General features: G+C 57.3%; 1 protein-coding gene. It reads right to left on the bottom strand.

Annotated elements, in window-relative coordinates:
- On the bottom strand, window positions 1-319 hold a 319-nt coding region (locus tag ABLQ08_RS32495; protein WP_352950923.1), incomplete at its 3' end, for an ATP-binding cassette domain-containing protein.
- Between the last annotated feature and the right edge of the window lie 16 nt (window positions 320-335).

Here is a 335-nt window from a genome sequence, read left to right as displayed (position 1 = left end):
GATGCGGAAACAGGTTGAAGTGCTGGAACACCATGCCGATCTTCTCGCGCACCGCATGAAGATGCGCCTCGCTCGCGGGAACGAACACATCGCCCCGCCGCTCATGCCACAGCTGCTCGCCGTCAACGAGGATATGACCCGAAGTCAGCGTCTCCAGCGTCATCAATATGCGCAGGATCGTCGTCTTGCCGCTGCCGCTCGGACCAATCAGAGAGATCTTCTCCCCAGACCCGACACTGAAGTTAAGATCCCCAAGAACCGTCAACGCACCATACGACTTCGTGACATCCTGAAATTCTATGAGCGCCTCTGCTGACAAGTCGTATCCTCCCGAG

The sequence above is a fragment of the Roseibium sp. SCP14 genome (genome assembly GCF_040329475.1).
In the GTDB taxonomy this organism is placed as follows: Bacteria; Pseudomonadota; Alphaproteobacteria; order Rhizobiales; family Stappiaceae; genus Roseibium.
This window is presented reverse-complemented; position numbering and strand designations above follow the sequence as displayed.